Genomic DNA, 18,341 nt, shown 5'->3' with positions numbered 1-18,341 from the left:
TTATGGTTCACGCAGTACGTATCCGACACCGCGCACAGTCTGAATTAATTTATGTTGATAGCCGCGATCCAGCTTGTTGCGCAAATAACGAATGTAGACGTCAACGACATTGGTCTCCCCAACAAAGTCATATCCCCATACGGAAGATAATAGTTGTTCACGACTAATGACTTCACCAGCATGCTCCAATAAGTATTGCAGAAGCTCGAATTCCCGTTGCGTTAACTCAATCCGATCACCTGCACGAGAAACGATTCTTTTCTTTACATCTAAAGTCAGGTCTGAAAGCCGGTATACTTCCTTCTGTTCTGTACTTGCGGCCTGATTGGGTCGGCGCAGAGCAGTGCGTATGCGAGCAAGCAGTTCCTCAATTTCAAACGGCTTCGTGATATAATCATCTGCGCCGGTATCGAGTCCGGCAATGACATCCCCTACATAATCACGAGCAGATAACAAAATGATAGGGACATCGCTAGTACGGCGAATTCTGCGGCAGACTTCCAGACCATTCAGCTTGGGTATCATCCAGTCGAGAAGGATCAGGCTCCATTCATTTTGATAAAAGAATTCAAGTGCCTGTTCGCCATCTTCAGCCAGAAGTACCTCATATCCTTCATGCTCAAGTTCAAGTTGGATGAACTGGGATACACTTTGTTCATCTTCGACTAATAATATGGAGTGGGCTGACATGTGTTCACCACGTTTGCAAAAGTTTGCCTATAGTATTGCCTCGATGTTTATAATGCATTCTGCATGGGGCACTTGAGTGATAAGAAGGTAAAATGTCGCAATCATGTTTGTAAATAAAGAACTCCCACGATCATAATGAAAGGATCGATGGGAGCTCTTATGATCTAGAAAGAAATAGCCTGCTTAAATATAGTGCTGATTAATGCCGCGGCTTCTTGCCGCAGCATGCTGCGTTTTGACTCATAGTCTATCGAGCTGTCGGCATCCGTAGTGATTTCAGGGCCGTACTTGCGCATAGCAACTGCATACTTAACTCCGTCAATGGCCCATGCGTCAGTATCGCCTGCCAATTTAACTTGTTGAGGGGGGGATCCGAGATACTTGGCGAATCGCCATGCAATCATGGCTGCTTCTTGCCGCTGAATCGGCTGGTCGGGATTGAAATACTGTCCAGATGAGCCGGAAACTAAGCCTGCTTTATGAGCTGCCTGGACATCCTTCTCGGCCCAGTGTCCCTTCATGTCTGAAAAAGAACTTGGGTGTTGAGAAGGCTGCATACGCAAGCACTTCATGAACATAGATACGAATTCAGCACGTGTGATTGGTGAAGCAGGGCGGAAGAGCCCTTTATGTTCGGTGTCTCCGCTTCGCATAACGATATCTTGAATATAGCTGCGATACGGATGATCGGTACCAACATCGGTATAGCGAATGTCAGGCAAGGACAGCTTCTCATACCAGGCTACGTTATTGTAATCCATGTAGGAGATCTCGCCGATGTCATTTTGCTTGAAGGCAACATATTTCCCTTTCTCTGTACGAAATAATAGCGGATCGATTTGTGACAAAGATTGAGAATTGCCATTGATAGAGTCAATTAGTTTTATTTTTCCATCCGATTGTACAGTAATTCGAATTGAGTGGAACCCGATACGCAAATCACGATATTCACCTACCAGTTTTTTTACCGTATCTTTGTCAAGCGTCGTTTCTGCGGGAACAGGCCGTTGGTCTGGATAGTAGTGATTCATAAAGGAACGAAATACGATATTGCGAAAGTCTTCCTTGGAATCTTCGTTTCGATTATAGATAACCATGAATCCAACATTTCTTTCGGGCATAAGCCAAATAAACGAGCCGAATCCCGGAAGATTGCCGCCTTTGCCAATTATGTGCTGACCATTGAAGGATTCATGATACAACGATTCGAAACCATATGTTGTATTTGGCACCTTGGGGTGGGCAGAAACACGAATTTTCATCATCTCATGTACCGTGTCGGAGTGTAATATTCGCTGTCCCTTATATGTACCTCCATTTAGCAGCGCAATCATGAATTTTGCCATATCTGAACCGGTTGATACAAGACTCCCATCGGGGCCGTCTGCTGGTGATACTTCATAGTAAGGTATCATTTCGCCTGTGCCTGTGTAGCTTGTTGCGAGATTCCTTTTCGCTTCGGGCGTCATAATGAAGCTGCTGTGTGTCATGCCGAGAGGCTGAAGAATATGCTTCATGCCATATTCATAGAATGGCACTCCTGTGATGCGTTCTACGAGATAGCCCTGAAGTTTGAAGCCGAAATTATCATAGCTGTAGGAAGTGCCAGGTTTGCGTACAACTGTAGGCATATGTTTACGAACATAATCGGCATTCGAGGTAATGGATAGATCGTCAGAGGCTTCTGGATAATCGAATCCGCTTGTGTGGGTCATTAAATGCTCGGCAGTTAGCGCGCCGTCAACTTTGCGGGGGATTGTGAGATCGCCCAGATAGGCACTTATATCCTTTTTTACATCAAGCTTGCCTTGCTCTGCTAATTGAAGCAGCGCTGTAGACGCAAACGGCTTCGTAACAGAGGCAAAACGCAAAACTGTGGTGTCGGGGTCCATTGGTTTTTTCGTTTTGACGTCTGCATAGCCGTATCCTTTACTAAGCAGAATTTGTCCGTTCTTTACAACGACAAACACCGCGCCCGGGAGCTTCTGTAAGGATGGCGAGGCAAACAACTGATCAGCAAAGGACTCAATCTCCTTTGGATCGGAGGGGCCGTTCGTCAATGTCGTTGGGATCGTAGAAATTTTTGATGAAGCACTCTGTAAAACGTTTGGATTGACCTGTGCTGATTGGGCATCAGCAGCATGAACCGAACTTACGGTCGCTAGTGCAACAGCTAAAGATAGTATTAAAAATAGCTTGCGTACGCGACGATTCATGTGGGGACTTGCAGATGAATGTACAGAAGATCGTTGCATGTTACCCTCCTCATAATTCGGATATAGAACGATGGAGTCTGAACTTTTGCAGTACATATGAGACTGTGGCTTTTAAACACTATACTTCACAGGATTACCATAAATGCGCAGTTTGAATTGTAAGAATTTTTTAATGAAGCAAAAGGCACTTGCTATTGTTTTTATTCGATAGAGTCGAGCGATATGATATTCATGTATAATAGAGTACATATGGATGAGGTTTCCTACCGAAAGCAAGCTTTTTTCAAGGAATTCCTTACATCACAATACATACATATGCAAATAAGAAATTTAGTTTACAAGGAGGTTTATAGTCATGCTTCATCCGACGTTGATTGAAAACATACTTACCGCTGCGCTTGCTACCGGAGGGGACTTTGCTGAAGTATTTATAGAGGATCGAACAGCATCGAGTCTTGAAATGATCGGAGGCGTTGTTGAACAAGCGCTTGGCGGCCGAGATTATGGAGTCGGCATAAGGGTGCTCAACGGCGTTTTTGCGGTATATGCCTACACGAACGATTGCAGTTCCGATAATTTAATGAAGGTTGCATCTTCTGCGGCTCAAGCGATACGAGGCCAAGCGAAGGATATTTCAATTGATCTGCGCAAATCGACATTCGTCAATCAGCATCCGATTCTCGTTCCGCCAAATGAAGTGACGAAGAACCGCAAAATCGAATGGATGAGACAAGCGCATCTAGCTGCCAAGGAGTATAATCCAGTGATCGCGCAAACTTCAGTTTCTCTATATAACTGGGTGCAAAATGTGTGCATCGCCAATACGGAAGGCTTGTTCGTTGAGGATCAGCGCACATACGGGCGAATGATGATCAGCGCCATTGCAGAGTCAGGCGGCATTAAGCAGACGGGATATGTGGGTCCGGGTGCTCATGCAGGATTGGAATTCATCGAGTCGATGGATATCCGTGGATGCGCCAGAGAAGCATCTCGCATTGCGACGACGATGGTAGGAGCTGCTTATGCGCCGAGCGGCAAGCTGCCTGTTATCATCGATAATGCCTTCGGGGGCGTTCTGTTCCATGAAGCATGCGGTCACGGACTTGAGGCGACGGCTGTCGCGAAGAAGGCTTCTGTGTTCGCTGACAAACTAGGAGAGCAGGTAGCGTCCCCGCTCGTTACCGCTATCGATGACGGTACAATTCCGAATGCGTGGGGTTCATTGAACATAGACGATGAGGGAGCGCCAACGCAGCGCAACGTGCTGATCGAGAACGGCGTGCTAAAAGGCTACCTAATCGATAAGCTCGGCGGCCGCAAGATGGGGATGCCGTCTACAGGTTCAGGACGGCGGCAGTCGTACCAATTTGCGCCTACCTCTCGCATGAATAATACGTATATTGCGGCGGGCAGCTCTTCGCCAGAAGAGATTATCGCAAATACGGAGTATGGATTATATGCCAAGACGATGGGCGGAGGCTCTGTGAATACGGCAACAGGTGAATTCAACTTTGCAGTTAATGAGGGCTATATGGTGCGCAACGGAAAAATTGAAGAGCCAGTCAAAGGAGCGACCTTGATCGGCAAGGGGATTGATATCCTACAGAAAATCGATATGGTCGGCAATAACCTTGATCACGGCCAAGGCATGTGTGGATCATTGAGCGGCAGTATTCCGGTCAACTGCGGACAGCCTATGGTTCGCGTTTCCAGCATGACGGTTGGCGGAAGAAAGGGGGAATAGGAAGTGGCGATGGAGATAGCAGCATTTCAGCAGCGTTTGTTTGAAGCGGGCAGGGAACTCGGCTGCGTAAAAATGGAAATTTATTATGAGCAGACGCGTTCAACATCGGTACGGGTGTCCAAAGGAGATATTGATGCCTACACGATTAAGGAAAGTGGCGGAGTCTCCTTCCGCGCCGAATACAATGGAAAAATGGGCAATGCGTATTCGGAGCGGATAGAAGAGGATGTCATCGATTTCCTTGTGCAAGAAGCTAAAAGTAATGCGGAAGCTACGGAGAGCAGTGAGTTGGATCAGCTATTTGCGGGTTCAGCCTCCTATTCGGCGGTGAAGACGTATGATGCTGCGTTGAAAAGCACACCGCCGCAACAATTCATTGATGCTGCAATGGACATGGAGCGAATTGCACTGGAGTTCGATGAACGTATCACTTTAGTGCGCAGCTCTTCAGTAATAGTGACCGAGAGTGATGTACTGATTGCCAATACGGAGGGGCTGAATTGCCGCGCTTCCTATAGCACTGTGGCAGGTAGTGTATCTGTAGTGGCAACACAGCTCGGCATGACGACAACTGGAGACTGGTACGACTTTTCAATGGAACGATTTGAGGATATCGACTTTGCCGCTGTAGCTCGCAGAGCTGCGCACGAAGCTGTGTCTAAGCTTGGTGCAGACACCGTTGTCTCGGATAATTATCCAGTCATCTTCCGACATGATGCTGCCAGTACGCTGCTTGGGGCGTATACGTCTATTTTCTCGGCAGATGCAGTTGATAAAGGCTTCTCTGGTTTGAAGGACAAAATTGGTGAGCAGATCGCAGGCAGCAATATTACGATTGTGGACGATCCGTTGATGAATAGCGTTCCGGGGGCGTGTTCCTTTGATGCGGAGGGCCATGCTGCGATGCGTACAGAGATCATTAAGGATGGCAAGCTGCTGACCTATATGCATAATTTAAAGACTGCTCGTAAGTTTGGCGCAGCGTCAACAGGCCATGCCTCAAAAAGGGGATACCGCAGTAAAATAGGGATTGCTCCTCACAATATGTACGTGGTACCGGGTTCCGCATCACTGGATGATCTAATCGCAGGGACGGAGAAGGGTCTGCTGATTGTACAACTGCAAGGTCTGCACGCAGGGACGAATGCGATATCAGGTGAATTCTCCTTATCCTGTATCGGATTCCTTATTGAAGCAGGTACGATTGTACGTTCAGTTAACCAAATTACCGTGTCCGGTAACTTGTTCGATCTCCTAAAGCAAATTGAAGAAGTTGCTAATGATTTGTGGTTCACAGGCAGCTGTAATGTGCCATCCTTAAAGGTAAAGGGTTTAACCATTTCTGGAGCGTAATTCTGCAAGACGATGCACAGGAATTGGATTTGACAGGAAAGAAGCTGGCTTTTTATAATGTATTGTTATAATCGGTTGATAGATGACAGCAGGAGAGTTGCAGCATGACTGAACTATCAAAGAAAGAAACGTTTTATTTTGGCTTAATGCTTTTTGCCTTATTTTTTGGTGCAGGCAATCTCATTTTTCCGCCGGCTGTAGGATATGCCGCAGGTTCAAATGTATGGGAAGCTATGATCGGATTTTTAATTACCTCTGTAGGTCTACCGATCTTAGGCGTTACTGCGATTGCAAAATCCGGTGATTTACAGTCATTGACGAATCGTGTCCATCCTGGATTCGGATTTGTGTTCACCTTTATTACTTATTTAGCACTCGGGCCATTTCTTGTTATTCCGCGTGCAGGAAGTGTGGCATTTGAAATGGGAACAGTTCCGCTGTTGCCTGAAGTGCTGCGTACGAGTGGCTGGTCTTTATTTGTGTACTCTTTTATTTATTTTGTTATCAGCTATTGGCTGTGCCTGAATCCATCGAAGCTGTTTGAACGAATCGGCAAGGTGCTGACCCCGATCCTGCTGATCATGATCATACTCGTCTTTATACAGAGCATGTTCCATCCGTTAGGGGAATATGCTCTACCGGGAGAAGCATACGTAAATCAAGCTGCCTTCAAAGGCGGCATTGACGGTTACTCGACGATGGATGCGTTGTCCGCTCTGCTGCTAGGAAGTGTCGTCGTATCTGCGCTGCGCAAGCGCGGGATATCTAGCTCGCAGAAGCTGTCAGCCATCACGATAAAGGCCGGACTAATAGCAGGCGTGTTCTTGGCCATCATTTATATGATGATCGGCTATCTTGGCTCAACAAGTCATTCCATCATTGAAGGAGCCGCGAATGGCGGTCAGATTATGACGGCCATTGTGCTGCATTTATTTGGTAAATGGGGTACGATATTGCTCGGCATTGTCTTTATTCTGGCATGTCTGACGACATCGGTTGGCCTGCTCGCTGCTTGCGGGGAATATTTCCACTCTATTGTGCCGCGCATTTCTTACAAGCAGTGGATCGGAATATTATGCATCATAAGCGTGGGTGTAACGAATCTTGGTCTTGATCAGATTATTTCATTTTCAGTTCCAATCGTATCGGCCATTTACCCGCTTACAATTGTCCTTATCGTCTTGACCCTGATGCACCATGTTTTTAAGGGGCGATCGGCTGTATATATTGGTAGCTTGCTTGCCACTTCATTGATCAGCATTGTGGACGGACTGAAACAGGCGGGGCTTGAAGTTGAGCACGTTGAGAAATTGTACCGTTACCTGCCTTGGTATTCCGAAGGGCTGGGCTGGGTCGTGCCTGCGCTTGCAGGGGCAACGATCGGCTGCATTTGGTCCTTCATGCGCAGTGAACCGAACGATCTGCCGGTATCGGAAGCGGTTGAATAACATAAAAGCTCCGTTTCCAGTTGGAAACGGAGCTTTTTATGTAAAAATAGGCTTTGGAATGAAAGTACCACATTTTACAAAATGGTGAATAAAGGAAGAAAAGATTCGTTTTTCGTTTTGAATCTATAGATTCAAGTTTTGCACGAGGAATATACTGGAGATAGATCGGGATCAGGTGACGGCATCCAATCCAAGCAAGGAAAGGTGATGCGCATATGAAAAAGATTCTCTCTATTCTTGCAGCTGCCACAATGCTGGCAGGAGTGTTAACGATTCAAGCTCCTCAAGCCCAAGCAGCATCCGGTACATACTTAGGTACGTATGACTTGCGAGGGGACGGCACAATGCAGATGGTCTATCGGAACGGGACATTGTCGACAGCTGGGGAGGGACTCGTTCCTATTCATTCGGCAATACAGTATGGGCTGTCGGGCCCGTAGAAGACATGGATGGCGTGCCAGGTAAAGAAATCTCCATCAAGGCTGGAGGAGACGCGTACATTATTCATGACCGGAGCAATCGGGCGGTCAAGTATCCCGTCGGAGGCAATCGAAGCTGGGCCATCGTTGGCACGGCCGAAACGAATAACAAGCCGGGTGCGGAGCTTATATTGAACATTGGAGAGGGGATTCGCGTCATCAGGGACAGCGAAGGAACGTACCGAGATTATAAGATGCCGAATGTGTCCTGGGCACTCGCAAAAATAGCGGATACGGACGGTCAGCCCGGAGACGAGCTTATCGTGAATGGCAGCTCTAGACTGATTATTGTGAGTGATACGAACGGTACGACCCGAGAGTATGCCGCCAACAGCGGAACTTGGGCGATAATCGATGCTATCGATACGAATGGTCAGCCGGGCGCAGAGGTAATCTTGAATTTTGTAGATAAGGTTCGAATCGTGGACGATCGGTCGCGATCGACGCGCGACTATAAGATGAATTCGTATGCTTGGAAGGTAACGGAAATTGTTAATATGGACGGTCAACCGGGAGCGGAGATTATTATCAATGATAATACGAAAATGAGGGTCATCAATGACCGTGCCGGTACAATCTATAATATGTAAAAATAGGTGTATGACGCGACGACTTTGTTACTGTAATCGGATATAAGCTATTTGGAGAGAGGGCTTCCCTCTCTTTTTTTGTGGAAATTTCCATTGTAGACGGCGAGTTCCGCGCTATTCCCAATGGAGTTTTTTTACTTCCCCCTAATTTTTCTCCCGAAAATGAACATGCCGCATAACGTGAAAAATCAGGCACAGATAGGTCGAAAAGAATGGGTATCATTTATTGATAAGATTTTGCAACTAAAAATGTGTCTTTGTTGTGAAAAAATGTGTCAAATACGTTAACTTTAATGGTATAATAAGGAATGACACCAATGCGATATCTTACAACCTATTTGAGAATCAGATTGGGGCGGATGATATGAATTATCGGGTGAAATATCCAACGCGCACGAAGGCAGTTTTGGGAGCTTCTCTATTGTTCAGCTTTGGAATGCTGCAGGTTACAGCGATGACGGGTCGAACCTTCCCGTTGTTGTTTATGATGCAGATGGCCGTTCTAGCTATCGTGCTTGTATCGTTAGCAGTAGAGGTATATGCGGTGCGTTCGCGTCGTACAGTGGAAATTAGCTCGGCTTCTGATACGATCACGGTTAATGGTCGCATGATCCATTGCAGTGAGATTCAAGCGATTAAGCTAAAAGGAATAAATTGTCCAGCAATCGGCATACAACTCAAATCAAAGCATATAATTCCGATGAACTGCTGCTTTGCCTTTGCGCAAGAGTCGCAGAGTGGCATTGAAGAACTGATGAAGTGGGCCAAGCGGAACGAGGTACCCGTTAACCATACCTATTTCATGACATGGTTCTAATGCCGTAGCAGGTAATGTTTAAAGGGGGCGTATTGTCAAATGATTAGAGAGGTGGCGGTGCTTCATATTAAACCAGGTACGAGCAATGATTTCGAAAGCTGCTTCCGTCACGCATCGCCGCTTCTGACATCGTCTAGAGGATATATTTCCCATGAACTGCATAAATGCGTTGAGGCCGCCGATCGATATTTGCTTATCGTCCGGTGGCATTCGTTGAAGGAGCATGCGGTTGGCTTTCGAAATACTGTTCAATACGAACAGTTGAATGCGCTGTTGCATGAGTATTATGAGATAGATCCCATCGTGAACCATTATGTTCAGATACCAGTGCAGCTTTATTGATTCCCTTTTCACTTTACGGCGTCTCTTCTTTTGTCAATATGCAGTGTACCGTCGCTTTGAAGTTCGGCATAAAAAATTTCTTGAATATGATCAGGCGAGCATCATGCATTGTGCAGCGCTTGATTCAGCCATTCTTTCGTTAGGTTCAGCTCTCTAAGATTCTGATATACAATGGAACCATCAGTGATAACTTCGGTTGGCATATATAAGATGGGTTCCGTGCCTATTTTCAAATCTTCTTTAGTGGGCGCTTGTTTGTCACTTTTTTTAGCACACTCAATCCGCCATGCGGCTCGAGAATAGCATATTCGACATCTCGAATTGAAAATACGTCCTTCTCGCGTAGCAGCATGCTTACATCATCCATGTTCAGGTGCATAGACGCCATTGTCTTCTCTAGGATTTTGCCTTTTTTGATTATAATCGTGGGCTCGCCGTCTAACATAACGCGAAGACGTGGAACTTTTAAGGTGAGCGTGCCAATTCCTATTGTTAATAAGCTCCACATTGTCAAACTGATGACACCGTCGAGAAGAGATATATGCGGGTCAATTGCCATGGCTGCAGCGATGGAACCAAAGGTAATACCGGTGATGTAATTGAATAAGGTAATTTGGCTCATTTGCTTCTTGCCAAGAATTCGATTGAATAAAAGCATGGCGATAAATGCTAAAAATGTACGTCCTATAACCTCCATAAATACACACCTTTCTATTTTTCGTATTTTACCCCTGATATAGGGAAATATCCGAACAGCCGGCAATGACATTGGTCGGTTTTTTTGCTATTTTTCGTTTTTGTACATAGCATGTAAATGCAGCAGCAGACTTGAATATAAACGTTGAGGGGATGAGTGATTTTGTGAATTACTATCAAAACGACCTGCCAGTCGACTTCATGAATGTACCGATCTCGGTATTTATGGATGTAGAGCTTGCAGAATCATCTGCTCAACGATGTCTGCTGGTTAGCGATAATCCTGAAATATTAAATTCATCGTCACTCCCGGGAAGAGAAGGGACATTGTGGCATCATATCATGCGTTCGGACGAGCAATTCGTTCTACATCGGATATTCGGCTGGCATCGCAACGAAACAGGACAACCATTGCAACTAGGAGTAACCATTCAAAATATATCCACATCAAGTAATATTACTATTCAGCAGGTACGGAGAGAGATTCTTGTTCAACCAATCAACGATCAAATGATTCATGCAGGGCAATGTCTTGTAAAGGCTTGTCTTAGCGATACTATGGAGCATTGTATTCCTGTCGATAAAGAGGCAGCTTGTCAGAGGACGGCACTAATCGAATCTGTGAGATTGGAACATGGTTATTTTGCCGGGTTCATTTATGAGTTCACAGTAACACGAGATTCATCTGCTGATGTCATGGAGTATGTTGTCCGTACGGTTGTAAGCCGGGATATGGCTGCGGACTTGCGACTAGTCCATTCAGACCCCCTTCCTTCGTATGGCACCCATCCGCGCGGATGCTGGTCTTATTCCGAGGTACATGCAGCCATGCCAGCATATATCGTTGGAACGGAAAGCGTCTATCGGGTGTGTGCGCGAACGAAAATGAACGGAGCGGCGGCTGCCGACTTGCTGTTCACGGTTAGCACGAGTGATATTGGTGAGGGGGCAGTCGATAATTTTGGCCAATTCGGTGCTATTTACTCGATTGATATTCCGCTGCATAATCATACCGAAAGAGAAGCGGCCATCCGCATTTACTTGAATCCGCGTGGGGGTGCCTATACAGGTGCTATTCTCGTTGATGGAGAAGTAAAAGGTATACCCATTATGCTTAACAACACAAATGTGTGCTTGATTGCTGCGATTGTTGTTCCCCCTGGGGAGAGTTCATTCACCTGTAAACTGATGACGGCTGGAGAATCGAATCTTCCGTTGGGCATTTATTTGGTTTCATAACACCCTAAACAGGCCGTGCGTCTGAACCTGAACCAAACGTTGCTGCCATGCTGTCTCATGGCATTGGCGGTGAGGATGGGTTTCACATTGTTGGCTGAGAAATTTATAGTCTATATCGACGCAAAGTGTCCTAGATTCCAAGCTAGCCAGCAATTTCTGAAAATTGGGTAAGGATGTGACGGCTCGCAATTGGAACACGGTGACGAAGTGGCTGAGATTGATCATGAGCTGGAGGCTGAATGAACGAGACATCGTTCGTCAAGATCAATTGACTACGCTTGACATTCAAGTAAGTGGATCTCATAATAGAGTATGTTTAAACATTTGAACATACGAGGTGAGAATTATCACAGTTGAGCACACACAATACGATTGCAGCAATAAAGACCAAGTGCTGGAGAAGTTTCAACAGGCAACACCTATATTTCAAGCACTTGGAGATACGAATCGACAGCAAATCATAATGCTTCTGCTTGAACATAGCGCCTTAAATGTGAATCAAATAACCGAACAGATGGACATATCAAGACCGGCCGTCTCTCATCATCTGAAAATATTAAGACAAGCCGGTCTCATTACATTCAATAAGCAAGCGAATGAGAAACTGTATTCCTTAAGCGCTAGAGAATTTATGACGACGATTAAAGACTTGATGATGTCCATTGAAGCGGGTATGTGAATAAGGGGGCATGGCTAGGTTCGGAGAGAAGAATCGTCCGTAGCTGCTAGTTCTTTTCTAAGAACTTCAGTCGATTTCCCAATGGATCTGTTACATAAAATCGGATAATTCCTTCTTCTGTCCGAACTGTGTCGTCCACCACATCGATCTGATGTTGGAGGAGATGGGCGCGTAGTAGTCTAATGGCCATAGGCGTATTGTGTGCTGCTGCGTGGTTATTTTTTTGCACATTATGTTTATAAGTTTAAACATATAATCTATATACAGGGAGAGATGATTCATTTTGAACAATCACAGCGTCAACAAAAGCATTTATTTTCTTATGCTGCTCGTGCCTTTATTTTGGGGTGGGTCATTTTCAACGGCTGAACATGTGATCACGGAAATTCCGCCGCTCGTTGCCGCTACGATTCGGTTTGGATTGGCTGGTCTCCTTTTATTGCTTCTAGTTACTGTCCGATCAGAATGGAATCTGCAAGGGCTGAAGACAAATTGGAAAGGACTCGTTATTATATCGCTAACAGGGATATTCGGGTATAATGCTTTGTTTTTTGTGGCGCTGCACTACACATCAGCCATTAATGGCTCTCTCATCATCGCCACGATGCCGCTGTTCGTTTCTCTAGGGGCTATTTTATTTTTCAAGGAGGCTTGGAACGGAAAACTGGGAATCAGTTTGGCTCTTTCATTTATCGGTGTGGTGCTGGTTATTACGAAGGGATCGCTTGAGCGATTGGCCAGCTTATCGTTCAATGAGGGAGATTTATTATTTATCGGTGCATTGTTGTGCGGGGTTGTATACAGTCTTGTTGGAAAAAAGGTAGTCAAAGATGTATCGCCCGTGTTTGCAACTGCCGTTATGACGCTACTCGGATCAATCTTTCTCGGATTCAGTTCTATCCCTGAGGGAGGATGGGAGATGGTGCCTGAAATGTCCATTCAAGGATGGATGGAGATGGCCTATATGGTGGTATGCGGAACACTTATCGGATATATCATCTTTAATCTAGGTGTGCACCAGATTGGGGCGAGCAAGGCAAGTATCTATTTGAACCTTACACCTATCGTGACTTCACTTCTTTCTGTGTGGCTGTATGGCGCCAGCTTGACCTGGTCGCTGTTCGCTGGGCTCCTATTCGTGTTGGCAGGTGTGTGCTTAGCAACGATCCAACCAAGTCGGTCGTCTACTCAATTCTTTAATGAAATGCATGCAGTGAAAAAATAGACAAACAATATCAGGTAGAATAGAAAATAGGAAGGGGAACTTCGGTTCTCCTTTTTTGCGCGTAAAAATTATTGTCCTAAATATGAGAAGTTGCAAGCACTAGGTTCGTCTATATCTATGAACACACAACAATGAGGGAGGAGAGCCATGAGCTGCACCGAGTTAGATAGAGATATTATCGCACAGGTTCTTGGCGGCAGGCAGGAATTATACGCTGTCCTTGTCAATCGATATAGGGAGCAAACGTACGGGCTATTGCGAGGTATTGGGGCGAGCCATGAGGATGCTCAGGACGTTGCGCAAGAGGCGTTTATCAAGGCATATCGTAAGCTGGCCGATCATGATCCATGCAGGAGCTTCGCCGCATGGTTATATACCATCACTGTTCGTACTTATCAGGATCGATGTAAACGCAAGCAGATCACATTAATCGAATGGGATCAAGAATCCGTGGCAGACGAAACTACACCGGAGATGTTGTATTTGCGAGCGGAATCTCGGCAGCATGTGCAGCAATTCATTCAGCAATTGCCGCCGGCGCAACGTATTGTCATCCTGCTCCGCTATACCAACGAGTGTACGTATGAGGAAATCTGCGAGATTACGAGCTTGACTATGCACCAAGTGAAAAATGCGTTGTATCGAGCCAAAAAGTCATTGAAGAAGTTGATTGAACAAGGAGGGAGCCATGATGTCAGGGAAGTCAGTGATGTCGGGGAGATGTCTCACGTATGAGCAGATGGAGGAACTGATGGTAAATGGACGGCTTGATAGCGCCATGGATCATATTGAGAGCTGTACACCGTGCCAGCATTTACTGGAGACATGCATAGAGGAGCAGGGTGTAATGCACCAAACGTTGTATCCGTACAAGCTGGATGATTCCTTTACAGATCGCATCATGGCGGTTATTGAAGATGAGGAAGTTGCAGGGAAACAAGAAGCAAGGAATGAGGATGCTAAGGGAAATGTGTCCATAATGGAACAAATGGCTTCCCGAAAGAGGATTTCACGAAAAAAATGGGTCGCTGCCGCAATTATTTTGATTTTTGCTTCTATCCTCAGCTTCACGCAACCGACAGTAGCCAACTGGATTAAGTCACTATTCCAGATCGAGAGCACGGAGGACGTAGGGTTACTAAATTCCGATATCATCGGTATTCATCATTTCGTAAATATTGAAAAGAAAGATAAAGGTTACACGCTGGAAGTGAAGGAAGTCGTGGCGGATACGTCGCGCATTGTCATCGCTTACCGCTTGCTGCGGCCAGACGGCAAGTCGCAAAACGATTACCTGCAACGTCGTTCCATTGATGTTGTTGACGCGGATGGCAAGTCGATTATCGATCCGAATGCGTCATTTGGGCTGCACAATATGGAAGGCGGCGAGAAGGGGAAAGAGTACGGGATGATTGATCTCGGCCTTATTGGGACATTAGACACCGACCAGATTACAATACGCGGAAATATAGACGTAATTGGTTGGGAAGGCGACAAGGTTGCATATACACTAGTAAATGGAGATTGGCGCTTCTCAATTGATGTGGATATGACGGAAGCTAGGAAGAAGGTAAGGGAGATTCCATTGAACGGCGAATATATGGCACCTGATGGAACAAGAATTAAGCCGACGCGCATGATTTTTCACGCTAGCGCATTTCAAATCGAGTTTCAGTCGAAGCTTCCTGCAGGTGCCGCACCACGTAATGAGGATCTAGCGCTATATACTTATCATGAAATCGGATACTACATTAAGGATACAGAGGGCAAGTATATAGCTCTCAATATTCGAGACCACAAATATCATGATTATGATGAGCGCCCGGCAATGTTCCCCTTGCGGTCAAGCTGTACGTTAGGAGAAGAAGGGGATTCGAAAGTAGTGACATGCATAGATACGTTTGGCGCTTTTAAGGATCTCGGTAATTTAGGAGAATTAGGGATTGATGATTATCACTTCCCGAAGTTTACGAATCATTCTATCAGTTTCTCGTTGGCAAGCTTGGAAGATGGTCCAGCCGTATTCAAGGCTGCTGGTGATGAATTTAAAATGTTGAACCCGAACGGGTTCGAGGAAACCTATGTGAGCAAAGCTGAAGGGATCAAAAAATCTTTAAAGTTAAAAGCGATTGGAACCATGTCTACGGTTAGTACTGGGCAAAGGTGGATTGCCCAGGATGAGAAGGGACATGAATATCCAATTGACGTCAGGGGCTCGTATGTTAGAGGTGGTATCGATTACGATGGCGACTTTACCATTCTAGGGTTGGATCATGTGCCGAAGAAATTGACCTTAACACGGACGGCAACCGATTTTATCTATCGGGATATCAATTGGAAGATGAAACTCCCTGCGTATAAGCATTCCGTGTCATGGAAGTACGAGGAATAAGGAAAGAACGAAGAGGCTCTTCTGTCCAAACAGGACTGAGCCTCTTTTCATTTATCATCCAGAGATAACATGTTCAATAGACCAAGTGAAATAGAGGAAAACGAAGCGATAACAAAAAATAGCCGTGACTAAAGTGAACACCAACAATACGAAGGCAAGATCGATACTATGGTACCGTGTAATGTAAAAATACGTACGTGATTTGTTCATTTGGAATCGTTTCGCTTCCATTGCAACAGCGACGCGTTGAGCGCGCCGAATGCTTTGTGCGAGCAATGGTAGGGCATACGTATGAAGGCGTTCAAAGATTCCTCTCCAGCCGCTTTTATATCGAACCCCACGGATTTGGAGTGCATGTGATCGCGTTCGGTAATCTTCCCAAATCGCAGGGAGCAGCCGCAAGGAAGCGATGAAGCTATAAGCGTATTGCGGCGGAAGCCGGAACTGCTGCATGAGTGCATAGAACAGAAGTATCGGCTTCGTCGTAAAGGCAAATGTCAACCCAAGCATACCGAAGCAGAGTGTCTTCACCCCGATGACAAGCCCACGATAGAAGCTTTCTTCCGAGATGCGGATCAATCCCCAAGACCACCATACATGCTCTCCTTTACCAAATAGAATCATAGTGGACGCTGTCGAGACGAATAAGAACAGAAAGGGGAGCGTCAATAAGAGCAGCTTTGTCTTGGAATGACCACTGCATAGGAACAGGAGCAGCGTGTACAGGACAAGCTGATAGAGCGCAAAATCAAGCTGTCGGTTAAGCAGTGCTACAAGGAGCAGAATGATAAAAACGACAAGCTTGATTGCGGGATTCACCCGGTGCAGCCATGTCTCAGACTTAGGCGCAAGCAAATTCATGTCAACTGCACCTCCCTGAGGATAGGAACAGGCACGGTCATTTTCAACAATTTGCCGTCATCAATTTGCCATACCCGATCAGCGAAACTATTGGCAATGTGCATATCATGTGTGATCATAATGATGGTAGTTCCGTTTGACCGCAGTTGTTCCAATTTTTCTAGCATTGCAAATGTATTTTTGGCATCTTGTCCGAAGGTGGGCTCATCCAGCAGCAGAACAGGGCGTTCTCGCATCATAGCTGTTGCAACGCTTAATCTGCGTTTCTGGCCCAAAGATAGATGATAGGGATGCCGTTCGTGACTTACGTTCAGATCGAATGCTGTTAACATCTGTTCAATTCTTCGTGCAATGTCGTTCTCATCCATTCTTTCTTGCCTTGATTCATAAGCCATTTCGTTATAGATGGAATCAGTAAGGAACTGCATTTCTGGATTTTGAAAGACGAATGCCAGCTCGGCTGGAGGGCGCTGTACCTTGCTGGATAATGCTTTAAACCATCTTTTTACGCGAAGATGCAATCTTTTTGCCTGAGACATAATAGGTTCCGCTTGTGCGGATAATCTGCATAAGGGACAGCAGCAGAGTGCTTTTTCCTGCACCATTTGCTCCAACGATTGCAATCCATTCTCCAGAATAGACATCACATGCAGATACATATATTTTACGAATGTCTTCGTAATATCCCGCGAAATCCTGCAAGGATAGAATCGGTTCTGCCCGATTATTCCCGAACTGGAGTTTACAGGCTGGGTTCATTCCGTCTTGGTGTGCTCTAACTTCATTTCTACTTTGAACGATGGTTCGGTAGGCTTCCGACTGCAAATAATCCAGCCATACGTCTGGATACCAGATGCCATACTCGATGAGCTTATCCTTATGGCGCTGAAAGATAATATTGGGCTCATCGTCTGCTAGAATATTCCCAGAGTTGTCGAACAATACAACCCGATCAATCATATCGATGACATGCTCAATCTTATGTTCCACGATCAAGATGGTGGAGGAAATGGCGGCTCTTTTCACCGTGTCCCATATTTGCTTCGTGCCTTCTGGATCGAGAAGTGCGGATGGCTCGTCAAGGAACAATACTTCCGGCTCGAGCAGCAACACCGAAGCAAGTGCAAGCCGCTGCTTCATTCCCTGTGACAGCGTGCTGATTTCGATGTGAAGATCAGCGAATTGCAAGCCCACACGCTCAAGAATGTCTGTCATGTATGCTTGCATATGCTCTTTCGGGATCGAGAGATTTTCCAGCACGAAAGCAAGCTCTTCATCGACATATGGCATACAAAATTGACTATCTGGATCTTGAAAGACGAACCCCCAGCGAGATGGAAGCTTAATCGCATCGTATTTGAGCGGAACTTCGATGGAATGGGGGATAATTCCGCTTAACACTTGCAGCAGTGTAGACTTTCCGCAGCCGCTTGGCCCGAGGAGCAGAACCTTCTCACCAGTAGAAATGTTGAAGGAGAGGTCCTTGAACAGCAAGGATTCCTCTCCTGGGAAAGTTAGGCGCAAACGGTCAACATATGCAGACGAATTCGTATAAGACTTTTGTTGCATA

Annotated in this window: 18 protein-coding genes; 12 read left to right on the top strand and 6 right to left on the bottom strand. The window is 45.8% G+C overall.

Annotated elements, in window-relative coordinates; translation table 11 throughout:
- Together PAV_RS20385 and PAV_RS20380 are read right to left on the bottom strand one after the other, a co-directional pair.
- Positions 1 to 690 carry a response regulator transcription factor gene (locus PAV_RS20385; RefSeq protein WP_005549453.1) on the bottom strand — a complete coding sequence of 230 codons (690 nt, stop codon included), beginning with the start codon at positions 688 to 690 and terminating at the stop codon, positions 1 to 3.
- Between the two features lie 164 nt (positions 691 to 854).
- A complete protein-coding gene (locus PAV_RS20380) occupies positions 855 to 2,945 on the bottom strand; it encodes a serine hydrolase domain-containing protein (RefSeq protein WP_005549451.1) in 2,091 nt (696 codons plus the stop codon).
- A gap of 316 nt (positions 2,946 to 3,261) precedes the next feature.
- Here PAV_RS20380 and PAV_RS20375 point away from each other — a divergent pair, with 316 nt between their 5' ends.
- From PAV_RS20375 to PAV_RS20345, 7 genes are all read left to right on the top strand, one after another.
- On the top strand, positions 3,262 to 4,650 hold the full coding sequence (locus PAV_RS20375; RefSeq protein WP_005549449.1) for a TldD/PmbA family protein: 1,389 nt from the start codon (positions 3,262 to 3,264) through the stop codon (positions 4,648 to 4,650).
- A 9-nt stretch (positions 4,651 to 4,659) separates the two neighbouring features.
- A complete protein-coding gene (locus PAV_RS20370) occupies positions 4,660 to 6,003 on the top strand; it encodes a TldD/PmbA family protein (RefSeq protein ID WP_040736438.1) in 1,344 nt (447 codons plus the stop codon).
- Positions 6,004 to 6,107: 104 nt separating this feature from the next.
- Entirely contained in the window at positions 6,108 to 7,451 is a 1,344-nt protein-coding gene (gene brnQ / locus PAV_RS20365) for a branched-chain amino acid transport system II carrier protein (protein ID WP_005549447.1), read from the top strand.
- Between the two features lie 215 nt (positions 7,452 to 7,666).
- Positions 7,667 to 7,891 (top strand): hypothetical protein, encoded by a 225-nt coding sequence (locus PAV_RS20360; RefSeq protein ID WP_005549445.1) that lies wholly within the window; start codon positions 7,667 to 7,669, stop codon positions 7,889 to 7,891.
- Positions 7,822 to 8,520, top strand: coding sequence for a PA5033 family protein (locus tag PAV_RS20355; RefSeq protein ID WP_455430105.1), 699 nt, complete (start codon positions 7,822 to 7,824; stop codon positions 8,518 to 8,520). The genes PAV_RS20360 and PAV_RS20355 overlap by 70 nt, the downstream gene beginning before the upstream one ends.
- 364 nt (positions 8,521 to 8,884) lie before the next feature.
- Positions 8,885 to 9,337 carry a hypothetical protein gene (locus PAV_RS20350; protein WP_005549443.1) on the top strand — a complete coding sequence of 151 codons (453 nt, stop codon included), beginning with the start codon at positions 8,885 to 8,887 and terminating at the stop codon, positions 9,335 to 9,337.
- A gap of 39 nt (positions 9,338 to 9,376) precedes the next feature.
- Complete coding sequence (locus PAV_RS20345; RefSeq protein ID WP_005549442.1) at positions 9,377 to 9,679, top strand: antibiotic biosynthesis monooxygenase family protein; 303 nt, start codon at positions 9,377 to 9,379, stop codon at positions 9,677 to 9,679.
- A 229-nt stretch (positions 9,680 to 9,908) separates the two neighbouring features.
- On the opposite strand, the gene PAV_RS20340 is transcribed toward PAV_RS20345, so the two are convergent.
- Positions 9,909 to 10,376 carry a DUF421 domain-containing protein gene (locus tag PAV_RS20340; RefSeq protein WP_005549441.1) on the bottom strand — a complete coding sequence of 156 codons (468 nt, stop codon included), beginning with the start codon at positions 10,374 to 10,376 and terminating at the stop codon, positions 9,909 to 9,911.
- Positions 10,377 to 10,540: 164 nt separating this feature from the next.
- On the opposite strand from PAV_RS20340, the gene PAV_RS20335 reads away from it, so the two are divergent.
- The 5 genes from PAV_RS20335 (at position 10,541) to PAV_RS20315 (ending at position 15,910) form a co-directional block, all read left to right on the top strand.
- On the top strand, positions 10,541 to 11,614 hold the full coding sequence (locus PAV_RS20335; protein WP_051135171.1) for a hypothetical protein: 1,074 nt from the start codon (positions 10,541 to 10,543) through the stop codon (positions 11,612 to 11,614).
- 337 nt (positions 11,615 to 11,951) lie between these two features.
- Complete coding sequence (locus PAV_RS20330) at positions 11,952 to 12,293, top strand: ArsR/SmtB family transcription factor (RefSeq protein WP_005549438.1); 342 nt, start codon at positions 11,952 to 11,954, stop codon at positions 12,291 to 12,293.
- Positions 12,294 to 12,576: 283 nt separating this feature from the next.
- Positions 12,577 to 13,518, top strand: coding sequence for a DMT family transporter (locus tag PAV_RS20325; RefSeq protein WP_005549436.1), 942 nt, complete (start codon positions 12,577 to 12,579; stop codon positions 13,516 to 13,518).
- Positions 13,519 to 13,665: 147 nt separating this feature from the next.
- Entirely contained in the window at positions 13,666 to 14,253 is a 588-nt protein-coding gene (locus PAV_RS20320; protein WP_005549435.1) for an RNA polymerase sigma factor, read from the top strand.
- Positions 14,210 to 15,910 carry a DUF4179 domain-containing protein gene (locus PAV_RS20315; protein ID WP_167549043.1) on the top strand — a complete coding sequence of 567 codons (1,701 nt, stop codon included), beginning with the start codon at positions 14,210 to 14,212 and terminating at the stop codon, positions 15,908 to 15,910. Before PAV_RS20320 ends, PAV_RS20315 begins: the two co-directional genes overlap by 44 nt.
- Positions 15,911 to 15,964: 54 nt before the next feature.
- Here the strand turns inward: PAV_RS20315 and PAV_RS20310 are convergent, their stop codons facing one another.
- From PAV_RS20310 to PAV_RS20305, 3 genes are read right to left on the bottom strand one after another with little or no spacing between them, the layout of a single operon-like run.
- Positions 15,965 to 16,771 carry an energy-coupling factor transporter transmembrane component T family protein gene (locus PAV_RS20310; protein ID WP_005549433.1) on the bottom strand — a complete coding sequence of 269 codons (807 nt, stop codon included), beginning with the start codon at positions 16,769 to 16,771 and terminating at the stop codon, positions 15,965 to 15,967.
- Positions 16,768 to 17,310: an ABC transporter ATP-binding protein gene (locus PAV_RS37375; RefSeq protein WP_005549432.1), complete on the bottom strand. Its 543-nt coding sequence runs from the start codon at positions 17,308 to 17,310 to the stop codon at positions 16,768 to 16,770. The genes PAV_RS20310 and PAV_RS37375 overlap by 4 nt, the downstream gene beginning before the upstream one ends.
- Positions 17,264 to 18,340: an ABC transporter ATP-binding protein gene (locus PAV_RS20305; RefSeq protein ID WP_005549431.1), complete on the bottom strand. Its 1,077-nt coding sequence runs from the start codon at positions 18,338 to 18,340 to the stop codon at positions 17,264 to 17,266. Before PAV_RS20305 ends, PAV_RS37375 begins: the two co-directional genes overlap by 47 nt.
- Between the last annotated feature and the right edge of the window lies 1 nt (position 18,341).

It is taken from the genome of Paenibacillus alvei DSM 29 (genome assembly GCF_000293805.1).
Lineage (GTDB): Bacteria > Bacillota > Bacilli > Paenibacillales > Paenibacillaceae > Paenibacillus_B > Paenibacillus_B alvei.
This window is presented reverse-complemented; position numbering and strand designations above follow the sequence as displayed.

Coding starts and splice junctions, on each gene's coding strand:
- PAV_RS20385 (WP_005549453.1), bottom strand. CDS start 690: ATGTCAGCCCACTCCATATTATTAGTCGAAGATGAACAAAGTGTATCC.
- PAV_RS20380 (WP_005549451.1), bottom strand. CDS start 2,945: ATGCAACGATCTTCTGTACATTCATCTGCAAGTCCCCACATGAATCGT.
- PAV_RS20375 (WP_005549449.1), top strand. CDS start 3,262: ATGCTTCATCCGACGTTGATTGAAAACATACTTACCGCTGCGCTTGCT.
- PAV_RS20370 (WP_040736438.1), top strand. CDS start 4,660: ATGGAGATAGCAGCATTTCAGCAGCGTTTGTTTGAAGCGGGCAGGGAA.
- brnQ (WP_005549447.1), top strand. CDS start 6,108: ATGACTGAACTATCAAAGAAAGAAACGTTTTATTTTGGCTTAATGCTT.
- PAV_RS20360 (WP_005549445.1), top strand. CDS start 7,667: ATGAAAAAGATTCTCTCTATTCTTGCAGCTGCCACAATGCTGGCAGGA.
- PAV_RS20350 (WP_005549443.1), top strand. CDS start 8,885: ATGAATTATCGGGTGAAATATCCAACGCGCACGAAGGCAGTTTTGGGA.
- PAV_RS20345 (WP_005549442.1), top strand. CDS start 9,377: ATGATTAGAGAGGTGGCGGTGCTTCATATTAAACCAGGTACGAGCAAT.
- PAV_RS20340 (WP_005549441.1), bottom strand. CDS start 10,376: ATGGAGGTTATAGGACGTACATTTTTAGCATTTATCGCCATGCTTTTA.
- PAV_RS20320 (WP_005549435.1), top strand. CDS start 13,666: ATGAGCTGCACCGAGTTAGATAGAGATATTATCGCACAGGTTCTTGGC.
- PAV_RS20315 (WP_167549043.1), top strand. CDS start 14,210: ATGTCAGGGAAGTCAGTGATGTCGGGGAGATGTCTCACGTATGAGCAG.
- PAV_RS20310 (WP_005549433.1), bottom strand. CDS start 16,771: ATGAATTTGCTTGCGCCTAAGTCTGAGACATGGCTGCACCGGGTGAAT.
- PAV_RS37375 (WP_005549432.1), bottom strand. CDS start 17,310: ATGTCTCAGGCAAAAAGATTGCATCTTCGCGTAAAAAGATGGTTTAAA.
- PAV_RS20305 (WP_005549431.1), bottom strand. CDS start 18,340: ATGCAACAAAAGTCTTATACGAATTCGTCTGCATATGTTGACCGTTTG.